General features: G+C 36.5%; 19 protein-coding genes. 8 read left to right on the top strand and 11 right to left on the bottom strand.

Annotated features, from left to right (window positions below; all coding sequences use genetic code 11):
* Positions 1-23 precede the first annotated feature (23 nt).
* Complete coding sequence (locus tag BUC16_RS02430; protein WP_073367653.1) at positions 24-770, top strand: hypothetical protein; 747 nt, start codon at positions 24-26, stop codon at positions 768-770.
* A gap of 93 nt (positions 771-863) precedes the next feature.
* Here the strand turns inward: BUC16_RS02430 and BUC16_RS02435 are convergent, their stop codons facing one another.
* The 4 genes from BUC16_RS02435 to BUC16_RS02450 all read right to left on the bottom strand — a co-directional run bounded on the left by BUC16_RS02435 (position 864) and on the right by BUC16_RS02450 (position 4269).
* Positions 864-1517, bottom strand: a complete 654-nt coding sequence (locus tag BUC16_RS02435) for an HD domain-containing protein (RefSeq protein ID WP_073367654.1) — start codon at positions 1515-1517, stop codon at positions 864-866.
* Positions 1518-1608: 91 nt separating this feature from the next.
* Positions 1609-2595 carry an acyl-ACP desaturase gene (locus BUC16_RS02440; RefSeq protein ID WP_073367656.1) on the bottom strand — a complete coding sequence of 329 codons (987 nt, stop codon included), beginning with the start codon at positions 2593-2595 and terminating at the stop codon, positions 1609-1611.
* A 66-nt stretch (positions 2596-2661) separates the two neighbouring features.
* Positions 2662-3396: a lysophospholipid acyltransferase family protein gene (locus BUC16_RS02445; protein ID WP_073367657.1), complete on the bottom strand. Its 735-nt coding sequence runs from the start codon at positions 3394-3396 to the stop codon at positions 2662-2664.
* 138 nt (positions 3397-3534) lie between these two features.
* Positions 3535-4269 (bottom strand): lysophospholipid acyltransferase family protein, encoded by a 735-nt coding sequence (locus BUC16_RS02450; protein ID WP_073367659.1) that lies wholly within the window; start codon positions 4267-4269, stop codon positions 3535-3537.
* Positions 4270-4396: 127 nt separating this feature from the next.
* On the opposite strand from BUC16_RS02450, the gene rnpA reads away from it, so the two are divergent.
* The 3 genes from rnpA to BUC16_RS02465 all read left to right on the top strand — a co-directional run bounded on the left by rnpA (position 4397) and on the right by BUC16_RS02465 (position 7298).
* Positions 4397-4789, top strand: coding sequence for a ribonuclease P protein component (gene rnpA, locus BUC16_RS02455; protein WP_073367660.1), 393 nt, complete (start codon positions 4397-4399; stop codon positions 4787-4789).
* Between the two features lie 80 nt (positions 4790-4869).
* Positions 4870-6507, top strand: a complete 1638-nt coding sequence (locus BUC16_RS02460; RefSeq protein WP_073367662.1) for a S41 family peptidase — start codon at positions 4870-4872, stop codon at positions 6505-6507.
* The gene (locus tag BUC16_RS02465) at positions 6507-7298 is read left to right on the top strand and encodes an OmpA family protein (protein ID WP_073367664.1); all 792 of its coding nucleotides are present in this window, start codon (positions 6507-6509) and stop codon (positions 7296-7298) included. Before BUC16_RS02460 ends, BUC16_RS02465 begins: the two co-directional genes overlap by 1 nt.
* Here BUC16_RS02465 and BUC16_RS02470 read toward each other — a convergent pair whose 3' ends face one another.
* The 5 genes from BUC16_RS02470 to BUC16_RS02490 all read right to left on the bottom strand — a co-directional run bounded on the left by BUC16_RS02470 (position 7299) and on the right by BUC16_RS02490 (position 12799).
* Entirely contained in the window at positions 7299-7745 is a 447-nt protein-coding gene (locus BUC16_RS02470; protein WP_073367666.1) for a GNAT family N-acetyltransferase, read from the bottom strand.
* A gap of 3 nt (positions 7746-7748) precedes the next feature.
* Complete coding sequence (locus BUC16_RS02475) at positions 7749-8726, bottom strand: DUF4837 family protein (RefSeq protein ID WP_073367667.1); 978 nt, start codon at positions 8724-8726, stop codon at positions 7749-7751.
* Positions 8727-8783: 57 nt separating this feature from the next.
* Positions 8784-9365, bottom strand: a complete 582-nt coding sequence (locus BUC16_RS02480) for a 3-keto-disaccharide hydrolase (protein WP_141226060.1) — start codon at positions 9363-9365, stop codon at positions 8784-8786.
* Between the two features lie 88 nt (positions 9366-9453).
* Positions 9454-11502 carry a LysM peptidoglycan-binding domain-containing protein gene (locus tag BUC16_RS02485; RefSeq protein WP_073367670.1) on the bottom strand — a complete coding sequence of 683 codons (2049 nt, stop codon included), beginning with the start codon at positions 11500-11502 and terminating at the stop codon, positions 9454-9456.
* Positions 11503-11611: 109 nt separating this feature from the next.
* The gene (locus BUC16_RS02490; protein ID WP_073367672.1) at positions 11612-12799 is read right to left on the bottom strand and encodes a phosphoglycerate kinase; all 1188 of its coding nucleotides are present in this window, start codon (positions 12797-12799) and stop codon (positions 11612-11614) included.
* A 230-nt stretch (positions 12800-13029) separates the two neighbouring features.
* Here BUC16_RS02490 and BUC16_RS02495 point away from each other — a divergent pair, with 230 nt between their 5' ends.
* Entirely contained in the window at positions 13030-13797 is a 768-nt protein-coding gene (locus BUC16_RS02495; RefSeq protein ID WP_141226061.1) for a hypothetical protein, read from the top strand.
* Between the two features lie 21 nt (positions 13798-13818).
* Here BUC16_RS02495 and BUC16_RS02500 read toward each other — a convergent pair whose 3' ends face one another.
* Positions 13819-14697: a helix-turn-helix domain-containing protein gene (locus tag BUC16_RS02500; RefSeq protein WP_073367675.1), complete on the bottom strand. Its 879-nt coding sequence runs from the start codon at positions 14695-14697 to the stop codon at positions 13819-13821.
* Between the two features lie 244 nt (positions 14698-14941).
* On the opposite strand from BUC16_RS02500, the gene BUC16_RS02505 reads away from it, so the two are divergent.
* The 3 genes from BUC16_RS02505 to BUC16_RS02515 all read left to right on the top strand — a co-directional run bounded on the left by BUC16_RS02505 (position 14942) and on the right by BUC16_RS02515 (position 19057).
* On the top strand, positions 14942-16585 hold the full coding sequence (locus BUC16_RS02505; RefSeq protein ID WP_073367677.1) for an alpha-L-fucosidase: 1644 nt from the start codon (positions 14942-14944) through the stop codon (positions 16583-16585).
* 16 nt (positions 16586-16601) lie between these two features.
* Positions 16602-16943: an L-rhamnose mutarotase gene (locus tag BUC16_RS02510; RefSeq protein ID WP_073367678.1), complete on the top strand. Its 342-nt coding sequence runs from the start codon at positions 16602-16604 to the stop codon at positions 16941-16943.
* A gap of 152 nt (positions 16944-17095) precedes the next feature.
* A complete protein-coding gene (locus BUC16_RS02515; RefSeq protein ID WP_073367680.1) occupies positions 17096-19057 on the top strand; it encodes a glycoside hydrolase family 97 protein in 1962 nt (653 codons plus the stop codon).
* A 227-nt stretch (positions 19058-19284) separates the two neighbouring features.
* Here BUC16_RS02515 and BUC16_RS02520 read toward each other — a convergent pair whose 3' ends face one another.
* The gene (locus BUC16_RS02520) at positions 19285-20250 is read right to left on the bottom strand and encodes a PorP/SprF family type IX secretion system membrane protein (protein ID WP_073367682.1); all 966 of its coding nucleotides are present in this window, start codon (positions 20248-20250) and stop codon (positions 19285-19287) included.
* Positions 20251-20260 lie beyond the last annotated feature (10 nt).

Here is a 20260-nt window from a genome sequence, read left to right on the forward strand (position 1 = left end):
CTAAAAGTACAAAACGAGAAAATATGAATTATATACTTACGGGAATTGAATTACATCCTGATTTAGGCTTTGGAATTACAGCTGATTCATATTACAAAAGCGCTGAACATTTAATGACTAATCATTTTGAACATTATGATGCAACACAACAAGCAGAAATGCCTCAAAATTTCCTTTTTAGACATTGCATAGAATTATATTTAAAATCTCTTATAATAATTTTTCACAAAAAACTTGAAATTAATTACGGGAGCGTAGATTTTAATAGTGACGACCCCGAAGTTTTTATTGATGGCAAATGGCGAAAATTGTACTCTTCTCACTTCATTGACAAACTCTATGAATATTGGTTAAACAATTTACTACTTCCAAACATTCAAAAATTAAATGAATTAGCACCTAAAGGTGATTGGCAAGAATATAAAATAATAACAAATCTATTTAAGACTATTTCAAAATACGACCAAGATAGTTCATATTTCAGATACCCGATAACAAAAAATTCAGCATTAGATATTGAAAAAAACACAATGCAGAAATTTAAAGCAACGGACAATCTCGAGGGTTTAATAAAAGAAATACAAGAAAAAAAAGGGTCAAAAAAAGGTGGATTAACAATGCTTGTTTTTGACGATGAAGATAATATAACTGAAGCTTTTCACAAAGCTGAAAGTGTTCTTCCAGAGGTTAGAGATGCATTAAATGAAGTTGCATCTTATTTTCACGGAATTCATATAATGACTAGACTTACTCTTTGTAGTGGAATGTAAATAAAAAGCTCAGCCATCGACAGCTACTACAGCGTTAGAATAGAAAAATTAGTCTATTATTTAAACTGCAAACTGAACACTGCTTACTGAATACTACTTCTCCCCGTCCCATTCCGCATAGAACTGCGAAAGGAAACCTTCCATATAACGATGTCTTTCTTGGGCAATTTGTTTCCCGGTTTCGGTATTCATCTTGTCCTTCAACAACAATAATTTTTCGTAGAAATGATTGAGTGTTGGTGCTTGGTTATTTTTATATTCTTCCTTGCTCATGCGAAGATTTGGAGCAATTTTAGGATTGTATAGCGGTCTGTTTTTGAAACCTCCATAATTGAACGTTCTGGCAATGCCAATGGCACCAATGGCGTCCAAACGGTCTGCGTCTTGAACGATATTCAATTCGACAGAAGAGAATACTTTTTCTGTATTTCCTCCCTTAAAAGATATGTTTTCAATAATATTGATGACGTGCTGGATTGAAGCTTCGTCAACATTATTGGATGACAAAAATTCACGGGCGATTTTTGGACCAACGGTTTCGTCTCCATCATGAAATTTGCTGTCGGCGATATCATGAAGCAAGGCTCCTAATTTAACGATTTCAACGTCACAAACTTCACCATCGGCAATTAGCAAAGCATTTTTATACACTCTTTCAATGTGAAACCAGTCGTGTCCTCCTTCGGCATTTTCTAGTTTGTGTTTTACAAAAAGGATTGTTTTATTTACTAAATCTGGTCTAATCATGTTTTGGTATGTTAAAAAAAAGCTGATTTTAAAGTGTTAAACTCAAAAATCAGCAATTCAATATTTTAAAATAATTTCAAAAATCTGAAATTTACAATCTCGCCGGTTCTACCCATTTGAATTGAAATGACTCTTGAGGAATGACTAATCTTTCCGAAATTCTGGCCATTCGAGCCGGTAATTTCATCAAATAATCTCTTGCTTTTTCGGCTTCATCAGTCAAGCTTCCAATTTTGTCGATTTCCCATTTTTCGACTAATTTTTGCATGATGTCCACATAATCATTGGCGGTATAAACCCCAATTCGTTGTGCAGAATCCGAAAAATGTTCGAAAGCAGAACTGATTTTTTGTCCTGATTCTCTCAAGAAATGTGCCGGCATCACAATTTTGGCTTTCATCATGTATTGAAAAGCAAGCATCATTTCGCTTGGATCAATTTTGAAAATTTGGTTTACAAATTCGCTGTACGCAAGGTGATGGCGCATTTCGTCACCGGCAACCATCTTGCACATTTTGGCTAATTTGGTGTCACCATAACTTTTTGCCAATTGCGAAACCCTGTTGTGGGAAACATAAGTCGCCAATTCTTGAAAGCTGGTGTAAACAAAGTTTTTGTACGGATCTCTTCCAGTTCCGATGTCGAAACCGTCGTTTATCAAGTGTTGCGTAGTCATTTCGATTTCGCGCATATTCACGCGACCCGACAAATAAAGGTATTTGTTCAGCAAATCCCCGTGACGATTTTCTTCTCCTGTCCATTGGCGAACCCATTTGGCCCAACCGTTTCTTTCCAGATTATCCACGCCCTCCACTTCCATCAACCAGTTTTCGTAGGTTGGCAAAGCTTCTTCGGTAATCATGTCCCCTACCATTGCAACCCAAAAGTCATAAGGCAAATCTTTGGAGATTTCTCTAAGCTCTTTAACTTCTTCCAGAAAATTATCACTTTCTGAATTGGGCAAAAAATCAGCCGGTTGCCAAATTTTTTCCACTGGAATTAAATATTGGTCAACATATGCGCTGACGTTTTTTTCTAGAAGTTGCATTACTTCTAATCGTATGTTTTTAATTGACATATGTGTTTTTGGTTTATTATTTTTAGCTTGGGATTTCTCCCAAGAATATGCAAAGTTAGCACATTTTTAAACTTTTATACCTTGAACGATAGCATTTTCTGTTTTCGACATCAAATCTTCAAAGACGTAATCCTTTACGGACATCGCTTCGTGAATCGTAAAAGTAATGTGGTTTCCCAACCCATACGGGAAAAACCCAAATCGAAAGAACTTCCAGGAATTATTGATGGTTATGGGAACAACGTAAGCTGATGGTGCATATTTACACAATATTTTCAATCCGCTTTGTGCAAATTCTTTAGGTTTACCTGTTTTGGTTCTGGTGCCTTCCGGAAAAATGACTGCCGAGCGTTTGTGTTTTTCAATGTATTGCGACATTCCTTTTATTAATGGAATCGCTTGTTTTGGATCTTGTCTATCAATAAGTACTGATCCTCCGTGTCTCAAATTATAGGAAACACTTGGAATTCCTTTTCCCAATTCTATTTTGCTTACAAATTTTGGGTGAAATTTTCTCAAAAACCATATCATTCCAATAATATCATACATTCCTTGATGATTTGCAACAAAAATGATGGGAACTCCCGTTGGAATATTTTCTCTCCCTTCGATTTTAAAGTTGTTAAACAAAACGTGTCCGATTCTCAACAAGACAAGATTCATGTAATCAACCGTTTTTTTATGGGCTTGATACCCAAAAACATTGAAACAAATCCATTGTATGGGATGAAAAATAACCAATGTCAAAAGGAATAACAGAATGGCAATAAAGGATATTGGATAGGATATAATTTTTTGCATTATGTGATTTTTTTGGCAAAAATAGGAAATATATTTTGTTTGTTGTAGCTACCGGTGAGTCTAAGGTGTTATTAACACCTCTCTTTTGAACAGGAAAATATTATCCCTGTATTTTTATGGTTCATTATGTTCTATGAATTAGACTTTTATTCCTTCCACAATTGCTTTTTCAGTCTTCTTTAAAATCTCGACAAATGTATAATCACCCACTTTTAATGGTTTGTGAACCGTAAAAAAAAGGTGGTTGCCAACACTTAAAGGAAAATAACCATATTGATACACTTTCCAGGAATTATTGATGCTGATGGGAACAATATAGGCCGATGGGGCATATTTACACAATATTTTCAACCCACTTTCGGCAAATTCGTTTGGTATTCCTGTTTTGCTTCTGGTGCCTTCCGGAAAAATAACTGCCGAACGTTTTTCTTTTTCGATGTATTCTGCCAAAGATTTTATCATCGGAATGGCTTGTTTGGGATTGCTTCTGTCGATAAGCACATATTTGCTGTGTCGCAGATTATAGGAAATAGCCGGAATGCCTTTGCCCAATTCTTTTTTGGTCACGAAAGCCACGTGAAAATGCCTCAAATACCAAATAATTCCACCGGTGTCCAACAAACTTTGATGGTTGGCCACAAAGATAATCGGGACATTTTTTGGGATTAATTCCCGGTTTTCAAAAGTATATCTCGTGCCTAAAATATGGGTGCATTTCAGGGTAAAATAAGCGATGTAATCAAAACATACTTTTAGTCCTTTGTCTCCAAAAATCTTATAAACTACCCACTGAATGATATGGATAGTACACAAAACCACTAAATAAGCGAAATAATAAATTAGTGTTATTGGGTATAATAAAATTTTCCTCATTCTTTTTTTGGATTACGCACAAAAGTAATAAATATTCTTGGCGTTCGATTTTAATCCCTAACAATTATGCCGTTTAGGGTTTAATTGTACCTTTGTCCCCTAAATCTTTGCATTTTTTCAAAATAAAATGAAATTCACTTATCCCAAACCCGAAAAGCTTAAAAGTAAAATCACGATAGATTTGCTTTTTTCCAAAGGCAAATCCGTGTCCAAATATCCTTTGAGACTGGTTTTTGTGGAAAGTGATTATGGCATTCCCGAAGGTTCAGGCCAAAAAATAAAAATGGGCGTTTCGGTTTCCAAGAAATACTTCAAACACGCCGTGGATCGCAATTATTTCAAGCGTGTGCTTCGCGAAACCTATCGTTTGAACAAGCATTTGCTCATTGATAATCTTGACAAGCCGTATGCCATAATGTTTTTTTACCAAACCAAAGAACGATTATCTTACGAGGAAATCAACAACAAGACCATTCAACTCTTTGAGAAGTTTGTTCTCCAGATTAAAAAAGAAGAATAACAACGTTTCCTTTGCGTACAAATTTTTTATTGGCGATTAATTCTTATTTTAGTGGTCTAAAACTAAGCCAATCCTAAAATATGACTTCTCCTTTCAAAAAAAAATTCATCCTTCCTGTCCTGGCTTCGGCATTTTTGTTTGTAGGCGTTAGTTTCAAAGACGATTTTTTTGAAATTGCCAAGCAAGTGGAAATATTCACGACCCTTTTCAAGGAGTTGAACAATAATTATGTGGACGAAACCAACCCAGGTGATTTAATGGACAAAGCCATCAAGGGAATGTTGGTCAGTCTGGATCCTTACACGGTGTATTTCAACGAGCAGGATGTTGTCAAATTCAAAATCAACAACACCGGCGAATACACCGGAATTGGCGCACTGATAACCCGAAAAGAAGACAAATTAATCATCCGCGAACCTTACAAAAATTTCCCTGCCGACAAAGCCGGTCTTAAAGCCGGGGACGAAGTGATTCAAATAGGCGATGTGCTTTTGTCTGATTTCAAGGACGATGCCTCGCAACTTTTCAGGGGTGCCAAAAACACCAAAATCGATGTCAAATACATTCGCCAAGGCAAAACAAACACGACCCAAATCGTTCTGGACGAAGTGGAAATCAAATCGGTGCCGTTCTATGGAAAAATAGACGAGAAAACTGGTTACATCGTTTTGGCGCGTTTCAACCAAAAAGCTTCTTTTGAAACCAAACAGGCATTGGAACAATTAAAAAAAGAAGGAGCCGAGAGAATTGTTCTTGACTTAAGGGGAAATCCGGGTGGACTTTTGAATGAAGCAGTAAATATTTGCAATTTATTTGTGCCGAAAAACGAAATCATCGTTACCACAAAATCAAAAATAGAGAAACACAACAACACCTACAAAACCTCCAAAGAACCTGTAGACACCGAGATTCCATTGGCTATTTTGGTCAACGGCTCGAGTGCCTCGGCTTCGGAAATTGTTTCGGGAGCTTTGCAGGACTTGGATCGCGCCGTGGTTATTGGCAGCCGAAGTTTCGGAAAAGGATTGGTGCAAAGACCAGTGGATTTGACTTATGGAACCCAACTAAAAGTGACCATTTCCCGTTATTACACGCCTTCCGGAAGATGCATTCAAGCTTTGGATTATTCTCATAAAGACAAAAACGGAATCGCCACAAAAACGGATGCCAAGAATTACAACGCCTTCAAAACCCGCAAAGGCAGAACCGTTTATGATGGCGGCGGAATCCAGCCCGACATCGAACTGGAAGAAACCAAGCTGAGCCCAATAACTGCTGCCTTGGTGAAAAATGACGGGATTTTCAATTATGTAACGGCTTATTATTACAAAAATCCAAATTTAGGCAATCAAATTCCAAACTTTTCGGATTCCGATTTCCTTGATTTCAAACAGTTTCTGAAAACCCAAAAATTTTCTTTTGACACCGATACGGAATTGGCACTGAAAAACACTTTGGCTGTTGCCAAAAAAGAAAAAGTAGACGAAAACATTAGTGCGGAATACCAACAATTACTGACTGCACTTCAAAAAAGTGAAGAAAAATTATTGGATAAAAATCAAAAGGAAATCAAAAATTTAATCACGGACGAAATCATTAAACGCTATCAATACCAAGAAGGTTTGTATCAATATTACCTGAAAAACAACTCCGAAATCAAGAAAGCCGTGAACGTTCTGAACAATAGTGCCGAATACAAAAGCATCTTGAAAATGTGATGAAAAGAGGGTTTCAAATACTGCTTTTTCTAACTTTTGGTTTTCTTTCAGCCCAAGAAAATGCCGTTCAATCCGTATATTTTGAATTTGACAAATTCGTTTTGAACAAAAATGAAATAAATACAATCATTTACTTGGTCAACTCTCCCAATTCTTCCCAATTTGAATCCGTTCAACTTTATGGTTATTGTGACGACCGGGGAAGCGAAGATTACAACAACAAATTGTCTGACAAAAGAGTGTCCACTGTCCAAAAAATACTGCTGGCAAACGGGATTTCACAAAACAAGATTTTTATTTGCGAAGGCAAAGGACGAGTAAATCTGGATAAAGACACCGTGAAAAATTTGGAAAGAACACGCTATAAAAACAGGCGTGTCGATCTGGTTTTTGTCAAAAAATCGGTTTTTAATTATGTCCCTTCAAACCCAAAAGTGGGCGACCTCATCACTTTAGAATGGGTCCACTTCGAAATGGGTTCCAGCGTTCTTTCCATGGAAGCCAAGAAAGAATTGGACAGAACCATTGTTTCATTGGAAAAGCACAAGACACTTCGATTTGAAATTAAAGGCCACGTATGTTGTACCTCAAGCAAATATTCGGATGCAATTGACAAAGAGACCCAAAACAGGAATCTTTCGCTAAATAGAGCCAAAAACGTGTTTTCGTATCTTCGTTCCAAAGGAATAAGTCCATATCGAATGACTTATAAGGGGTATGGAAACCAATTTCCGCTTGGAAAAGGTGATGCGTTTGACAGAAGAGTGGAATTATTGATTACTAAATTGTAATCATCCCCTTTTCATTTCTATATGCGGAATATCGTCTTCCAAATACATTTCGCTGGATTGGACAAATCCGTGGCTCTCGTAGAATTTCTTCAAATACAATTGCGCTCCAATGGTGATTTTGCTTTCGCCAAAATGATTCTTGATCCCGGCAATGGCTTCTCGCATCAGGTCTTGACCCCATTTTCTGTCCCGATAATTGGCATCGACAACCACTCTTCCTATCGAGGAATTTTCATAACTAATACCTGGTTTGAAAAGTCTTGAATAGGCCACGATTTTGCCATCGAATTCGCCAAAAAGATGCAATGCCAGTTTGTCTTTTCCATCAATATCGAGGTAAACACAATTTTGTTCCACCACAAATATCTCGCTTCTCAACTTCAAAATATCATACAGCTCGTTTACCGAAAGATCCTCAAAAGGTTTTATTTTCCATTGTATGCCCATAACTTACTTTAAAATATCAATCGATTTAATAATGGCCTCTAATTCGTGCATCAAATCGCGTTCAGCTTTTGAAGGCGAATAACAAAATCCTTCCAACACCAATATTCTATCGTGTTCCTTGTCTATTATGGCATAATTGACAAAAGGCCCCGACATAAAATCGTTTTTAAGCTCCCAAGTTCCCCTGGTTTCATAGGTTTCTATTCCGTTTAGCCTGGTTTTAAAAAGATAAGGGGCATAGCCATCTTCGGTAATCATGTGCGTGTCCAGTTCTGTCCCTCGAATGTATAAATCGCCTATGGAATCCCGCATTTTGACAATGTTTGCAATTTGATTGGGCGCTTTTTTGATCGAACTTATTGGAACTTCATAGATCAAAATACTGGTATTGCCACTGATAATTTCTTTTTTCAACCAGAGAAATTTACTTTTTTGTAGTGCATACGAATAGCCAGAAGGAACTTTTAAGGAAATCTTGAATTTGTTCTTGATTATTATCGGATTGAGCAAAGATCGACTGTTGATTCTTTGGCTTTCGGCAATTTCGGTTTCCTTTATGATTTGAATTATTTTGGGCGCATTTTTTTCAATGATTTCAAGAATGGCGGTATTTGTCATTCCAGAAATATGAAACACGTTTTGAGGGGAAGCGTATTGGTTTTTCTTTATGGTGAATTGCGTTTTGTTCTCTTTTTTGACAACGATAATCGTCCTGCTGTCTGTCATAAACCCTTCCATTAATTTGGCGGGATATTGGTTTATCGTGAAAAGGGGCTCTTCTTGCGGCAAGGCAATAACGGGCGATGCAAACTTGTTTCTAATGCGGTCGCCAACCTCGCCATTCCATAACTGGTCGTCGATTACAACCGAAATAGTGTTTATTTTTCCTGTCGCTTTTCTTGGCATGTCTTCCTCTTTCTTCTTACAAGAGAAAAACAAAATCGAGAAAAAGCACAGCAATAAAAAAAGGTTTTTATTCATTGATCCTGTAGTTAATTATCAAAGAAAGAGAAAAAAAGCCTTCGGAAGAATATTAGTTTACAATTTCGAAATGTTTTTTAACTGGATGTTCTTGAAATCAATTGGTGAACCTTCATAATTTAAAGAAATTTTTCCTTCCACAGAAGTAGATTCGGTACATTCGTTTACCAACTTCCCGTTCAAATATTGGGTAATTTTTCCGTTGAATGATTTGATGACAATGGTATTCCATTCGCCATAAGCATTCTCGTTGGCGCTAAATTTGGGAGAAGTGACACTGGCACCAGCCTCAACCCATTTTCCGTTGACTTTTGCAGTCACTTTGTCCAAAAAGATGAAATCGCCTGTAGTGTTTTCTTTTATTTGAAATTGGATTCCTTTGGGCCAAATGTTGTCGGGTGAATCTACAGGTATGTTGTACATGACACCACTATTTTTTTTACTGTTGTCCCTATGAAATTTTTCTTCTGTATTCCAACGGAATTCCATGCTAAGTTCAAAATTTTTATAACTTTTTTTGGTCATCAAATAACCAATGTTATCTCCGTGCATTCTTATCATTCCATCGGAAAACTCATATACTTTAGAAGGTTCAATTCTATCCGTGTTAGTTTTGGTAAAAGCATACCAATCATTCATTGACAAGCTTTTTTGATGTACGGCACAAGAATTTAAAAGGCAAAGAAAGGTAAAAGCAACAATTATTTTTTTGAACATTGGTATAAATCTATCCGTTTATTTTTAGTTTCATTCCAGGTTTAAGCTCTTCTCCCTTGATATTGTTCCATTTTTTAATATCTGAAATAGTAACTCCTGGGTATTTTTTTGAAATGCTGTATAAAGAATCTCCTTTTTGTACTAAATAATCGTAGTTCTTACTTTTTGAAGATGAAGCCAAATTATCCTTTTTCTTGAATGTTTCGGCAACAGCTTTACTTTCAACTGCCATTTCACTTTTGGCAACAATTAAACTTTTTCCTAAAGCTATGTTGTTGTCGGACAAGTTATTCCATAGTTTCAAATCATCTACAGAACTACCGTATTTTTTGGCAATACTTCCAAGATTGTCTCCTTTTTTAACGATGTATTCCACGTTTTCCATCTTTGGAGCCACTGCCAATTCTTCTTTGGTATTCTCTTCTTTTTTGGCCACTTGCAACGAAAGTCCCAATTGGATTGAGGCATTCGAAAGATTGTTCCACTCTTTTATTTCCTCGACTGAAACATTGTATTTCTTGGCTATGTTGCTCAAATTATCTCCTTTTTGAACTACGTAATAAGTAGCAACGGCAGTAGTTAATGTGTCTTTTTTAGCTTTTTCTTCTTTGTTTGTTTTGGTTTCTGAAGACGCTATTTGTGGACTGTCATTTTTAACTACCAAAGAATCTTTGTCTGTTTTTGGTTCTTTCTTGACCGTTTTAACAAAGCTTTCGTTAGTTATGATTTTCAGGCTTTTGCCACTAGAAACCGTACTGCTTTTTAGTTTATTCCATTTTTTGATGTCAGCAACGCTAACATTGTATTTGTCGGCAATTTCACCCAAATTATCACCTCGTTTTACGGTGTAATATTTTGTTTTGGCAAGAGTTACTTGCTGCTGGGTATAATTCAATGTATCCGTTGCAACAAGCGCTTTTGCAACCTGGAATGGTCTTTCACGAAAATCCAATTCACGCTGTGCATAAGCATAAATTTTGTCCTCGTTTGAAGCGAAAACCGAAATTTTGTCTTTTGGTAATCTTAAAAAATGAGGTTGATCGTGATAAAACGGAACCACGTTCATTTTGTAGGACGGATTCAACAATTGCAATTGCGACACGGGAATATCAAGCAAATCTGAAATTTGTTTGAACGACATTTCCTTTTTAATCAATATGGTGTCTGTTGCAAAATGTTTTATTGCCGCTCTATTAGGGACAATTCCGTGTTCTTTGTGGTATTCATATATGTACATAGTCGCCAAAAAAGCAGGAAGATAACCTTGGGTTTCTTTTGGCAAGTTTTTTCTTATATTCCAGTAGTTCTGCTGTCCTCCAGAACGACGAATCGCTTTGGCAACATTGCCCGGCCCCGAATTATAGGAAGCCAAAACCAAATCCCAGTCACCAAAAATAGCATACATATTGCTCATGTATTGGGCTGCGGCTTCACTGGCTTTTAGCGGGTCGCTTCGATCATCTACATAGGAATCAATTTTTAGATTGTATTGCTTTCCTGTATGGTACATAAACTGCCAAAGTCCCGTTGCTCCTACTCTTGAAACCGCTTTTGGATTCAATGCAGATTCCACTACCGCCAAATATTTTATCTCCAATGGCACATTTTGTTTGGCCAAAGCCTCTTCAAAAAGTGGAAAATAATATTCTGAAATGGCCATTAAACGCTCATAAGATTTTTTTCTGTTCTTTAGAAATGACTTGATGATGTTTTCCAGGCCTGGATTGTATTCGATATTGAATGGTGATTTGGCGTCCATTGCAGCCAGTCGTTCCTTCAACAACTCAGTAGGCAATTCATAATCGACTTTTTCGTCGATATTGATATTTTTTATATCACTTGAAATATCATTGTAGATGTCCAAATTAGCCAATTCCTTCATCCACAGGCTATCGACACAAGCAGCCAAATCGTCTTTTACGAAAGTCTTTTTGATGGAATCCAAATAGAAAGCATTGGCTTCATTTTTGACAATCCCTTTGTTTTCTACAGATTTCTGCGAAAACAAAGACATTGACAATAATAGAAAAAACGATATTGTGGTGTTTTTTATATTCATACTTTTTAATCAACGTTCTATGTTTCAAATGATTAAAACCAAATCATCTTTTGCAAACATAGTACGTTATAACTAAAAATTTCACTAAATATTGTTAAAAATGCATTTTTTACTCCAAAATAGCTGCAATTCCCGGTAAAATCCTACCTTCAAGCATCTCCAACATGGCTCCTCCACCTGTAGAAACATAGCTTACTTTATCCTCAAACCCAAATTGTTTTACCGCTGCAACAGAGTCGCCACCACCAACAAGCGAGAACGCTCCGTTTGCAGTTGCTTCTGCAATAAAGTTACCCAATTCAATGGTTCCGTTGGCAAAACTCTCCATTTCGAAAACGCCTAAAGGCCCGTTCCAAAGAATGGTTTTTGATTCTAAAATTACTTTTTTGAAGTTCTCCAAAGATTTTGGACCTGCATCCAATCCTTCCCATCCATCAGGAATTTCTCTTACATCAACTATTTGTGTATTGGCTGTATTCGAAAAATCGTCTGCCGCCACAACATCTACAGGAATATGAATTTGAACTCCTTTTTCTTTGGCCAATCTCAAGATTTCCAATGCCAATTCTTGTTTGTCGTCTTCACAAATGGAATTACCTACTTTGCCACCTAAAGCTTTCACAAAAGTAAAAGTCATTCCACCACCTATGATCATGTGGTCCACTTTATCTAAAATATTTTCGATAACCGTAATTTTTGAAGAAACTTTCGAACCTCCAAGAACTGCGGTTACTGGTTTCACTGAATCTTTCAAAACTTTGTTCAAGCTTTCGATTTCTCTGGCCAATAATAATCCGAAACATTTCTCTACTGGAAAAAACTGGGCAATTATGGTTGTAGAAGCGTGTGCTCTGTGTGCTGTTCCAAAAGCGTCGTTCACATAAATATCTCCAAGTGACGCCAATTTTTCTGCAAAAGCAACATCTCCTGCTTCTTCTTCAGCATAAAAACGTAAATTTTCCAACAACAAAATTTGTCCTGCTTCTAAAGCACTTACCGCTTTCTCTGCATCACTCCCGATGCAATCAGGCGCAAAATAAACGGTTTGACCCAAAATTTCAGAAGCTTTTTTTACAATATGTTCCAATGAATATTTTTTTTCCACACCTTTTGGTCGTCCCAAATGCGACATCAAAATCACGCTTCCACCATCGGCAAGAATTTTGTCGATTGTAGGTTTTGCCGCTTCAATACGAGTTGCGTCAGTTACATTGAAATTTTCATCTAAAGGCACATTAAAATCAACTCTGATTATGGCTTTTTTGTTTTTGAAATTGAAATCGTTTATAGTTCTCATGTATATTATTTTTTAGTTTTTTTGAAAGAATGACAAATATAGAACTTTTCAGGAACTTAAAAATAAGAATAGTTCTAAAATCATGTTAATCTTCTAACGAAAACGTTATAACACAATCACTTTTCCGTTTTTCAAATTTAATTTAAAAAAGTGTATCTTTATTTTACTGAAAATATTTGAACCTCTTTCCGGAAAAATAATCAGCAAGAAATCAACAAAATCAACTAACTATGGTACATTCTTTTTTAAATGATTTAGACGCATTTTACATTGTTCTCCTTTTGTTTTTTTCGATGCTTGTAGCGGTTTGGATAGGTTACAAAATAGCTTCCAAAAACCCGAAAGCCTCTACAATGGGAACAGAACTTTTATCTCCTTTGTTGGGATTGTTGGCTTTGTTGATGGCTTTTACTTTCGGAATGTCCAATTCTCGTTACGATGACAGGAAAAATAATTTAATCGATGAAGCCAACTGCATTGGCACCGCCATTTTAAGGTCAGATATTTATCCCGACAGTTTGAAAATGGAGTTTAAAAAGGATTTTGAATCCTATCTGGACTCCCGAAGAGATTTTTACACTTTGGGTAACGACGAAGCCAAAATAAATGCCTCTTTGAAAAAATCGGCAGAAATGAGCGACAAGTTGTGGAATCGTGCCAGTTTTTTTGCCAAAGACAAAAATTATTTTATCCAATCGAACATGATGCTGCCTGCTTTAAACGACATGTTTGACAGCGCATCCAAATCAAATATTGTTTTTAATTCGAAAGTGCCGGAAACCATCGTCTATTTGTTGTTGATTTTTTCAGTCATTATTTCATTGTACATTGGCTATAAATCAGGATTGGAGAAAAAAATAGAACGGAATTTTATTTTGGGTTTTTGCCTTTTAATCTGTGTCGTGATTTTTATCACATTGGATTTGGATCGTTCCAGACGTGGTTTAATTAAAATCGACACTGAAATTGAAATTATGCAAAAACTGAATCAAAAATAAAAAGGCTTGATTATCCATTCCTTATTTTAAATGGCTGTTTTGATGACGGTATTCCCCCGGCGTCAGGCTAACGATTTGTTTGAATTTTTTTGAAAAGTGCGGCAAATTGGAAAATCCCGTGTCCATGGCGATTTCCAAGAATGTTTTATCCGTGGTGGCAATGAGGTATTGCGCTCTTTCTATCTTTTTTTCATGAATATAATTTAAAGGTCTTTGCCCGGTATGAATCAGAAATTGTTTTGAAAAATAATCTTGATTCTGGTTTACTCTTTTGGCCAATTGTGTCACCGTAAGATTTTCGTCCAAGTGAAGTTGCACATAACTCATCGTATCGAGAATTTTGGAAGGTGTGGATTGAGAATTGTTTGACTTGAAACCATTTGAACCCAAGAATCTGGAAATCAGCTGAAGCAGGATTCCTTGATTTTCAAACTTGAGATGCGTTTTGATTTCATCATTAAGCAACTGATACTCCTTGTAATAAACTTCTTTTTCATAAACTTTCGGATTATTTGACCTATTAATTCCTCTTCCAGGATTACTTTGAAACAATTTTTTGACAAGAATTATGTCAATTTCGGTAGCCGCTATCTTCATCACCGACCTATTATTGGTAAACAAGGAGATTCCGTCGGGAGATTCCTCGAAAAACTGGATGAAATACTGGCTCAAATAAGTATCGCAGTTCAAATTGCATATCGTAAAACTGGGAATGAGGTACAGATAACCCGGCTCTAAAGTCAGTCGAATGGAACTGTCGGAAATAAATCCCATACCTTCATCAATATAATACAACCGATAATACGGACTGATAACGTTGTTAAAATTCCAATTATGGTTAAGCTTCACATAATCTATATGCAACAGAGAGAAAGAATATTTGAAAATACTTTTGGACATATTAATTGATAAAAATCGGTTTTAAATAATAAAAAATCGGTTTTGTGTAAAATAAAATTACTGAATCTCGGCTACATTTGTTTTAATTATTCCAAAATAATGGATTAAAAAAATCAATAATCAAATTTATCGATAAAATATGTGTCATATAAAAAGTTTTTAAGCCTGTTTTACTATTAAATTAAAACAGGAAACAAACCAACAAAGTCGGAAATATATAAATTACAATGCAAATCATGAAAAGATGAACAGAAGAAATGCTTTAAAACTAGGCGTATCAGCACTGGCTGGACTCTATCTATCTCCTTTATTGGGTCAGTCCCGTATTCTTGAAACTCCCGTTTTCAAAGGGACTTTTGAACCTACTTGGGATTCGCTAGAGAAATATCAAGTACCCGATTGGTTTCGGGATGCCAAATTTGGAATGTGGGCACATTGGGGACCTCAATGCGAACCAGAAGCCGGCGATTGGTATGGACGAGGGATGTATGAAGAAGGTTCACGCCAATATAAATTTCATGTCGAAAAATACGGTCATCCATCCAAATTTGGTTTTAAAGACGTCATCAATGTTTGGAAAGCCGACAACTGGAATCCAGAAGAATTGGTGAATTTGTATAAGGATTCTGGCGCCAAATATTTTATGGCCATGGCCAATCATCATGACAATCTGGATTTGTATGACAGCAAATACCAACCACATTGGAATTCGACCAAAGTAGGTCCCAAAAAAGACATCATTGCCGGATGGGAAAAGGCGGCTCGCAAAGCAGGTCTTCCATTTGCGGTGAGTGTCCACGCTGCCCACGCCTGGAATTGGTTTGATACTTCTCAGGGCTCTGATAAAAACGGGGCTTTGGCGGGAGTGCCTTATGACGGAAAATTGACCAAAGCTGATGGAGTCGGAACTTGGTGGGAAGGTTTAGATCCCCAGGAATTGTACGCACAAAATCATACATTGAGCGTGAAACCTTCAAATAAGTCATCTGTACACAGTCAATGGGATTGGGCAGATGGGGCTTCAATACCATCTTCAGCTTATTCTGAAAAATTCCATGACAGAACGATTGATTTGATCGATAAATACAATCCCGACATGATTTATTTTGATGACACTGCATTGCCTTTGTGGCCTGTCAGTGATGCCGGTTTGCGTATAGCGGCACACATGTACAATAAAAGTCTTCAAAAAAATAAAACAGTTCAAGCGGTAATTACGGGCAAAATTTTAAACGAGCAGCAAAAAAAAGCCATCGTTTGGGACATTGAAAAAGGTCAAAGCAATGCCATTGAACCTTTGCCTTGGCAAACTGATACCTGTATTGGCAACTGGCACTACCACCGTGATTATTATACGAACAAACGTTACAAATCAGCTAAAACCGTTATTCATACGCTGATCGATGTGGTCAGTAAAAACGGAAATTTAATGCTCAATATTCCGGTGCGTGGAGACGGAAGCATCGACGAATTAGAACGCGAAATTGTGAAAGAAATTGGTGTTTGGATGAAACTAAACAGCAAAAGTATTTATGGAACCCGACCTTGGAAAATATTTGGCGAAGGCCCGCAGCAAGGAAGTGCCGGAGCTTTAACCGCTCAAGGGTTCAATGAAGGGAAAGGGAAACCGTATACTTCAGAAGACATTCGTTTTGCGCAAAAAGACAAGACGCTTTATGCTACCGTTATGGCTTGGCCGGAAAACGGCACAGCAATTATTAAAAGTTTGGGCAAAGAATCACCTCATCATTTCGACAAAATAAAACAGGTAAAACTAGTAAGCACTGGCGAAAAATTGAAGTTCAAGCAGGATTCACAGGCTCTTGAAGTCTATTTTCCTAACCAAAAACCGGAAGCTTCGTTTGCCAACGCACTGGAGATTATTTAAATTTAAAAGGGAATTTATGGTTTCAAAAAAATTATGCTACGCCTGTGATTTAGTTGATAATCCAGAACTAATGGAACAGTACAAAAGCTACCATTCTAATGACAATACCTGGCCTGAAATTACTAAAAGTATCCGGGATGCCGGAATTATAGACATGGAAATTTACATCTTGGCCAACAGATTATTCATGATTATGGAAGTGGACGAAACGTTTACGCCGGAGCGCAAACAAAAAATGGATGCCGCCAACCCAAAAGTACAGGAGTGGGAAGAATTAATGTGGAAGTTTCAACAAGCACCTCCAGGCGCCAAGGATGGCGAAAAATGGGTGGAAATGGAGCAGATTTTTAAACTCTAATACACTATGAACTATAATTTATGATGCTTTGTGTTGAATATTTTTTCGAATTATAAACATGGATTAGTTCGTAAACGTTTACGGAGGTAGTTTTTTTATTATAAATTAGTCAAAATATTTTTTATCTATAACAAAATCATAAATCAATAAATATGTCAACAGTGATTACCAAAACATTTTTAAGTTTTACATTATTACTTGTATCTACCGTGTTTTATTCGCAGTCAAAACTATTGTCTTCAAGTCCGGATAAAAGTATCAAACTAAATGTTGAGCTTACGAATGGTAAAGCATATTACAGCGTGCAGTATAAAAATGTTGAATTTATAGGCAAGTCCCCTTTAGGATTATTGACCTCAATTGGTGATTTTTCAAAAGATTTAGAAGTTGTTAATCATTCAAATCGTAAAATAAAGGAGACATATAGCTTGAATCATTCTAAAGTTAGTACAGTAAACTACAATGCCAATGAGTTGAAATGCTCTTTTGTAAATGTAAAAAAGGATACAATTGACATTATTTTTAGGATAACAAATACAGATGTAGCGTTCACTTACAATATACCACGAAACGGAAGAGGAGCAATAGATTGCACTGTTGAGAAAGAACTAACGGGTTTTAAAATCCCTAAAGAAGCAACTACTTTTATTACGCCTCAGGCACCTGCCATGACAGGATATAAAAAGAGCAAACCTTCCTACGAAGAAGAATATACAAGAGAAGAAGCTGTGGGCAAGAAATCGGAATACGGATTAGGGTATACTTATCCCGCGCTTTTTCACTTGAATACAAATGGATGGCTACTTATATCCGAAACAGGTGTTGCCAATAACTATGTTGGAACTCGAATTAGCGATGCGTCTACTGATGGTGTTTATACCGTGATGTTTCCTCAAGCAGGCGAGAACAACAACATTGGAGCTATTACTGCAAAAGCAAAATTACCAATGCAAACTTCATGGAAAACGATTACACTTGGAAACAATCTAAAGCCCATTGTAGAATCTACTGCCGCAACTGATTTGGTTAAACCGCTTGTAGACACTTCCAAAAAATATTATAGTGGTCGTGCAGCATGGAGTTGGATTATTTGGCAGGATGCCAGTTGCAATTATGAAGACCAGATAAAATATATTGATTTAGCATCCGAATTAAAATGTGAATTTGTATTGATTGATGCGCTTTGGGATGTGAAAATTGGAAAAAACAAGATGGTTGATTTAGTCAATTATGCTAAATCGAAAAATGTGGACGTACTGTTGTGGTACAATTCAAATGGTAATTGGAATGAAACGCCTCAAACTCCCAAAAACCTTATGGATACACATGAAGCCCGTATTAAAGAAATGCAATGGCTTCAGGAAATTGGTGTAAAAGGCCTAAAAATAGATTTTTTTGGAGGAGACAAGCAGGTTACCATGGAGCTGTATCATGACATACTTGTTGACGCGGCCACTTACGGGCTGAATGTTAATTTTCACGGAACTACATTGCCAAGAGGCTGGGAAAGAATGTATCCTAATTATATGACTAGCGAAGCAGTTTTAGCTTCGGAAAATTTAGTTTTTCAACAAGCATTCGCTGATCGCTATCCATCTACGGCAACGATATATCCTTTTACGCGAAATGCCGTGTCCTCTATGGATTTTGGTCCTGTTTTTTTAAACAGCCGTTTGAATCGTAATCAAAACAAGGGAACAATTCGTCGTACAACAGATGCATTTGAGATGGCAACTGCGATACTGTTTTTTTCGGCAGTACAACATTGGGGACTAACCCCTGAAAATTTAAAGGAAAAACCATCGTATTTATTCGATTATATTAAAAAAGTGCCGACTGTTTGGGACGAAACTATATTTATAGACGGTTATCCGGGTAAATATTGTGTTATTGCTCGTCGAAAAGGAACTCAATGGTACATTGGAGCAATAAACGGCGGGAATATTGAAAGGACTATTAAAGTAAATTTACCAATGTTGAAGGGTAAAAAAGTCTCCGTGATACAAGATAGTAAAGGTATGGATTCTGAATATCTAACAAGAAAAATTGAAAAAAACACTATGTATGAATTAAAATTATCTGCCAATGGAGGAGCTGTAATTTATACACAATAAAAACATAGGCATAGAGATTTATTTTAATATAGCTTAATCTCAATTTTCGTGTCAATAATAGCAAACCTCAATTAAAAAAGAAGCAGCCAACCCAAAAATTCAGGAGTGGAAAAATCTAATGCGGGGGTTTTAATAAGTGCCTCCAGGAGCCAATAATGGCGAAAAATGGATGAAAATGGAACAAATATTTCGGTTAAGCTATGATTAATTTTGTGTAAAAAACGGCATTAGTCGTGTACAGGACTTTGGGTACATGGACAGTCGCTGATTCCTTGAAGGAAGTCCAATCCTACGGTGATCATGTGCGTACCAGAATTAAAGGCCGTCATTTCATTGAAAGTCATTTGATAAGAATATCCAAAATAGAAAATGGATTTTTTGAATCCCGCCATTGGCCCCAAATTTAAAGGTTTCAATACTTGGTCATTAAGAAAACGATAGGACATTCCTACCCAATAGTAATCATCATCCCGGTTGTATTTTCGATACTTGATATTCAAATCGGTGCTCGAACGTCCATCACTTTCAAATAATTGGAAATAGGCAGAAGGTTCAATCTCGGCCCAATTGGGAATCTTGATGACATAACCGGTATACACTTGATAATTTCGGAGCAAATTGGGTTCTATTTTATATCCGGAAAATTGGTCGATGTCTTTATTCAAAATATTGTTGGCATTCAAACTCAAATAAAAATTATCCTTGCGATACAGAAATCCAACGTCAAAATTATTGTTTGAAACCTTTCTGTCGTCTGTAATGGCAAAATCAGGATTATTGGGAACTAAATTTGCGATGTCAATACTAAATGTGTTGATGTTGTAAGACATCCCAAATGACAAATATTGTTTGGAATAATAATCCAATATTAAATGATGGGCAAAAGAGAATTTGGCCCCCGCTTGATTGGTATTTCCATTTTTGTCATTGTAGAAAGAAACTCCAACTCCTGAACGATCAGCAATTCTAAAATCTCCATATATGGATTGATTGTCGGGAGCGTCTTTTATCCCGACCCATTGCGTTAGCCCGTTAGCCCTGATTCTAAGATTATCGCCAATTCCGGCATAAGTAGGAGAAATCACGAAGGGATTATCGGCTAAATATTGCGTGAAAACCGGTAAATTTAACTCTTGGCTGTAACCCGAAGTTACAGTCAAGAGTAAAAAAGACAGTATTGCTATTTTTTTCATTTGAATTCTT

It is taken from the genome of Flavobacterium fluvii (assembly GCF_900129545.1).
Classification (GTDB): Bacteria; Bacteroidota; Bacteroidia; order Flavobacteriales; family Flavobacteriaceae; genus Flavobacterium; species Flavobacterium fluvii.